This is a genomic window from Acinetobacter sp. RUH 2624 (assembly GCF_000162375.2).
In the GTDB taxonomy this organism is placed as follows: domain Bacteria; phylum Pseudomonadota; class Gammaproteobacteria; order Pseudomonadales; family Moraxellaceae; genus Acinetobacter; species Acinetobacter nosocomialis.
The window spans coordinates 2,549,411-2,554,413 of record NZ_KI391939.1; the positions used below are offsets into that span (position 1 = coordinate 2,549,411).

4 protein-coding genes and 1 rRNA gene are annotated in these 5,003 nt (G+C 35.9%); 3 read left to right on the top strand and 2 right to left on the bottom strand.

What is annotated here, in order from left to right; all coding sequences use genetic code 11:
• A protein-coding gene (locus HMPREF0014_RS25600) for an IS3 family transposase (protein ID WP_152024003.1) occupies positions 1 to 1,088 on the bottom strand; the annotation gives its coding sequence in 2 pieces (ribosomal slippage) (positions 1 to 854 and positions 854 to 1,088; 1,089 coding nt annotated over the 2 pieces). This gene is flagged as partial in the annotation.
• 267 nt (positions 1,089 to 1,355) lie between these two features.
• Between HMPREF0014_RS25600 and HMPREF0014_RS18550 the strand changes: the two genes are divergently transcribed.
• The 3 genes from HMPREF0014_RS18550 (at position 1,356) to HMPREF0014_RS18560 (ending at position 4,706) form a co-directional block, all read left to right on the top strand.
• Positions 1,356 to 1,691, top strand: a complete 336-nt coding sequence (locus HMPREF0014_RS18550) for a TIGR01244 family sulfur transferase (protein ID WP_002051574.1) — start codon at positions 1,356 to 1,358, stop codon at positions 1,689 to 1,691.
• 362 nt (positions 1,692 to 2,053) lie between these two features.
• Complete coding sequence (locus tag HMPREF0014_RS18555; protein WP_006581736.1) at positions 2,054 to 3,250, top strand: hypothetical protein; 1,197 nt, start codon at positions 2,054 to 2,056, stop codon at positions 3,248 to 3,250.
• Positions 3,251 to 3,332: 82 nt separating this feature from the next.
• Complete coding sequence (locus HMPREF0014_RS18560; RefSeq protein WP_006581735.1) at positions 3,333 to 4,706, top strand: dihydrolipoyl dehydrogenase; 1,374 nt, start codon at positions 3,333 to 3,335, stop codon at positions 4,704 to 4,706.
• A gap of 157 nt (positions 4,707 to 4,863) precedes the next feature.
• Here the strand turns inward: HMPREF0014_RS18560 and rrf are convergent.
• Positions 4,864 to 4,978 (bottom strand): 5S ribosomal RNA (rrf, locus tag HMPREF0014_RS18565).
• Between the last annotated feature and the right edge of the window lie 25 nt (positions 4,979 to 5,003).

A 5,003-nucleotide genomic window follows, 5' to 3' on the forward strand; every position in this document is an offset into this window, starting at 1 on the left:
CCAGCCATTTGCAGAATGTCTTCTGACCCGATTGTAATAAATCTCAATATAGTCAAACAAGACAGCATTCGCTTCTTTTCGAGTGGCAAACACACTGCCATGGACCACATGACCTTTCAATGTATGAAAGAAGCTTTCAGTCACTGCATTATCCCAACAGTTTCCACGTCTAGACATACTCTGAGTACAATCATTTGTCAGTAACAGCGCTCTAAAATCACGACTACAGTACTGTGAACCTTGGTCCGAATGAACCATAACACCAGTTGGATAACCCTGACGAGCCATTGCATAGTTAAACGTATCACACACCAACTGGCGGTCTATTCGATGGCTGGTTTGCCACCCCACGATACGACGACTAAATAGATCCAGCATCACACATAAATACAGCCAACCTTGCTTGGTACGGATATAGGTAATATCCGTTGTCCAAACCTTGTTAGGCTGAATGACTGTAAATTGACGCTCTAACAGATTGGGTGCTGTAGGCAAACGATGGTTTGAATCAGTCGTATGCTTGTATTTACGCGCAATCCTGCTGCGTAAACCCAGATTTTTCAGCATTCTTCCAACAGTGCGTTCACTCATGCTGTAACCTAAATCATGCATGTCATGTACCAATGAAGGTGCACCCAATCGTGCATGATGCTGCCAATATACGGCTTTTAAATCATTATATTTCTCTACCGTATTGGCCTGACGTTTTCGCCAGGCATAATAGCCTGAAGTGCTGACACCTAGGTATTTACAGGCAGAAGATACCGTGACTTCATTCATATCTAGATCTTGAATTACCGTGTACTTTTCTTGGCATGATCTGTTAGAAAGTACAAATGCGCTTTTTTTAAGATGTCATTGGCTTCCTTGAGCTGTTTGACTTCTTTCTCTAATTCCAAGATCCGCTGTTGTTCTGGTGAAAGTTGACGTTTGCTTGAACCCACTGGATTGGTTTCACGAATCCATTTGTCTAAAGTTGAATAACCCACACCTAATTTCTGGGCGATTGCAGCTATAGGCTCGTGTGAGTTTGAAAGTGCATAATCAATTGCTTGCTGTTTAAATTCAGCACTAAAACGTTTGGCCATTTCTTGGATCTCCAAAGTTAACGTTACGTTATCTTTAGAGGGAAGTACTGTCCATTATTTTGGCTAGGATCACATATGTGCTCCGTGGCATTATGGTCGAAGTAATGAATTTACAAAAAACATCCTGATCGCCTTTTAAAAATCTATAGTTGTTCTTTTACATAACTTTTATCTATGTAGGAACAACGTTTTAGTGTCTTGTATCTCAGGTTAAGCTTAATGCTATGATACAGCATAAGAGGTTTTATTAAATTTTGGAGTGACGAAATGTCAGATAATGTTGGTTTCGCAGGTCAAATTGGTCCAGAACATGTAGATCAAGTTGTAGAAAAAGGATTTAAATCTATTATTAATAACCGTCCGGATATGGAAGGCGGTCCAGAACAACCAACAAGCGCTCAAATTGAAGAAGCAGCACGTCAGGCAGGACTAGATTACGTTTACCAACCTGTAGTTGCAGGTCAAATTACTGAGCTTGATGTCCGTACTTTTGCAAATCACTATAATGAACTTCCAAAACCTGTTCTCATGTTTTGCCGAACAGGAAATCGTTCAAACAATCTTTATCAATTAGCAAAGCAAATGGATTTATTAGACGATTAAATTATTGAATGAGCCAACGACAAGCTCTATTTTTCCTTAAAAGTAGAGCTTTTATTAATAAAAAGAATATATATAACTGTATCAATTCAACAGATATAAAAACGGTCTTCAGCTAAAGTATTTAAATCATTTTAAATTTCTCAGTTCTCTTATGAATAAACTTATATTTTTATTGGTCAGTTGTCTTATTCTTAGTGCATGCTCATCTATGCAGGTCCGACCTACCGTAGGTGTTAGTATGGGAACAAGTATCTAATACAAACTTCTTAATATAAATATCGTGAGCAACCTCATGAAATATATGTTATTTTATAAAACTAAAAATTATTTTAAATAACATATCATTTTATATGGGGATAATGATGAAACTTACTCAAGGGGTATGTGGGGTTACTTTAGCTGTTTTTTTATCAGCTTGTGGTGGCGGAGGTAGTGGAGGTTATTATGATCAAAGTTCAAGTTCTGATTCAACAACAACGCCAAATACACCTTCAAAAAATCAGGAACTTGCTACTTCTGTTTTAAATAGTGTAAAGCAAGAAGGAAAATATTTATTTGGTGCCTATGATCTTAATAATGAAAATTTATCAAAAGGTTATATTGATCATGCATTAGATACTTTCGCACAAGGACCTTTAAAGTTAACTCTCGATATTAGAAAAGTAGATCTCACTAAATTTTCAGATCACTATCGTGACAAATGTTTTATTAATAGTACTACAGACTATCGCGCCTGCTACGTTTTTAAAGGGGAAGAAATAAAATCATTACTTACAGGTTATAATGATTGGGATTTTGATATTACAGCAGATGATTTAAAGAATATTAAACTCGCGTCTGACAATATCTCTCCAAATCTACAGGAATATCAATCTAATACCAGAATTTATATTTTTGAAAATGAAAATAAGGATAAAAATTTCCAAGATGTAACTATTACTGGAGCTTTTGCATATCCATTCCAACAATCATGGGGACTTCAACAAACCAAACAAAAGAGATTTGTATTAATTAACTCAACGACAAGCGATTATAAAATTACCACAACCACTACTGTTCAAGATCCACAAACAGGTCAACCAACCGAAAAAGAAGTCACTACAGGTGCAATGAGCGTATATAAAGATAATACATCAACTGATGGTGATCTATATGTAATTCAAGGGGGGTCTGGTTTTAACGTACTTATCAATGATAACCCTAATGTTCCTTACGCAGAACCAATTTCATTTGTTGTAAATTCGACTCCTGGGAATACGAATAATGCAACATATCAAGTGAAACTCAATGGTAATCAAGTATTGAGTTTACCAAGTATTACTGGTATTGAAGGAAGTCGCGTTGAGAATCAATCTCCAACAACGAATACACAGAAATTTAATGGTAGCATCTATCTGGAAGGACAAAATATTTTCACTTTTAAACAGTCTCCGAATGGAACTATATTAAATTTCAAACATGTAATTAATAGTATAAATATTGAAGGACAGTCTATTAATCAAAATGGAACTGTTTCAACTGCTTTAAAATCACCTTTTGAGCAAAAATTTACATTTTAAAGCTAAATAATTAGAACCAAACCCTCTGTTCAAGAGGGTTTTTCTATATATTCTAAATATCTATTAGCATAGCTTAATCACAATGTTCGATATAATTATCATTGGCGCAGGTACTGCTGGTATTAGCGCATATAAAGAGGCTGTTCAACATACCAATAATATTTTAATTATCAATGATGGGCCATGGGATACAACTTGCGCACGTGTAGGGTGTATGCCAAGTAAAGTCCTCATCTCTACAGCAAATCGTATGCATGACCTCCAAAATGCTCAAGAAGTTGGGTTAAATGCTTCTGTAGACATTAATACTGATCAGCTTATGAAACATGTAAGAAACTTACGTGACCGTTTTACAAAGGCGACTCTCAAAGATGTAGACCAATGGCCAACTGAACATAAAATTTCAGGTAAAGCCCATTTTATTGATTCAGAAACTATTGAAGTAAATGGGAAACAATATCAATCAAAAAGCTTTATTCTGGCAGTTGGTTCTACTCCTAATTATGATCAAACATGGAAACAAGAATTAGGTGATCGCCTTATTACCACAGACCAAATATTTGAATTAGATACTCTACCTAAGTCTCTTGCCGTTATTGGAAGTGGAGTAATTGCTCTTGAGATCGCACAAGCTATGCATCGATTAGGCGTGGAAACAACTATTTTTGCTCGTAGTAAAAGAATTGGAATATTTACTAGCTCTAAATTACAGCAACTTGCTCAAGAAGAGCTAAGCAAAGAATTAAACTTTTTATTTGAGACATTACCAGCCGAAGTTAAGTCTACTTCTGGTGGCGTTATATTAAATTATAGAATCAATGGAGAAGAAAAGTCTCTTCAAACTGAGTATGTACTATCCGCGACAGGCCGTTCAAGCTTATTAGATAACTTAAAACTAGAGAATATTGATAAATCATTTCAGGATATTAAGTTATTGCCTATAAATGCGAAAACAAAACAGCTAGATAACTATCCAATTTTTATTGCTGGGGACGCTTATACTTCAACGCCATTACAGCATGAAGCTGCACATGAAGGTAAAAAAGTTGTTTATAACTGTTTGAATTATCCACAGGTTAATTCAGTTAAGACTCTTACTCCATTAGGAATAGTATTTAGTCATCCAGAAATGGCAATTGTGGGACAAAGTTATAAACAACTAAAAGACAATGGAATAGATTTTGTCACAGGTGAAGCATCTTACGAAAGACAAGGAAGAGCTATTGTTCTTGGAAAGAATAAAGGAGCTATTGAAGTTTATATAGAGCGAAAAAGCCATAAACTACTTGGTGCCGAGTTATTTACTGAGGCGACAGAACATATGGCTCACCTCTTAAGTTGGATCATTGGTGAAGAATTAACTTTAAATGATATTTTAGAGAAACCTTTTTATCATCCAACTCTTGAAGAAGGTCTACGCACTGCCCTTAAACATGCACGCAGGCAATTAAAATAATTATTCTTATAAGGTTTTTCTTAATTAAAGTTAACTCTCTATATCTCTGAAGCTCGGCAACCGTGCAAATCTGATTTTTAGTTATGTGTTTTCACTTTATTTCTTCGCGCAATAAAAAACACCCCCACTCTTTAGAATGGGGGTGTTTGGAATAATGAGCTGGCGATGACTTACTCTCACATGGGTAACCCCACACTACCATCAGCGCTAAGAGGTTTCACTTCTGAGTTCGGGAAGGGATCAGGTGGTTCACTCTTGCTATGGTCGCCAGCACAACTGTTTATGGATACTTGCTTT

Coding starts and splice junctions, on each gene's coding strand:
- HMPREF0014_RS18550 (WP_002051574.1), top strand. CDS start 1,356: ATGTCAGATAATGTTGGTTTCGCAGGTCAAATTGGTCCAGAACATGTA.
- HMPREF0014_RS18555 (WP_006581736.1), top strand. CDS start 2,054: ATGAAACTTACTCAAGGGGTATGTGGGGTTACTTTAGCTGTTTTTTTA.
- HMPREF0014_RS18560 (WP_006581735.1), top strand. CDS start 3,333: ATGTTCGATATAATTATCATTGGCGCAGGTACTGCTGGTATTAGCGCA.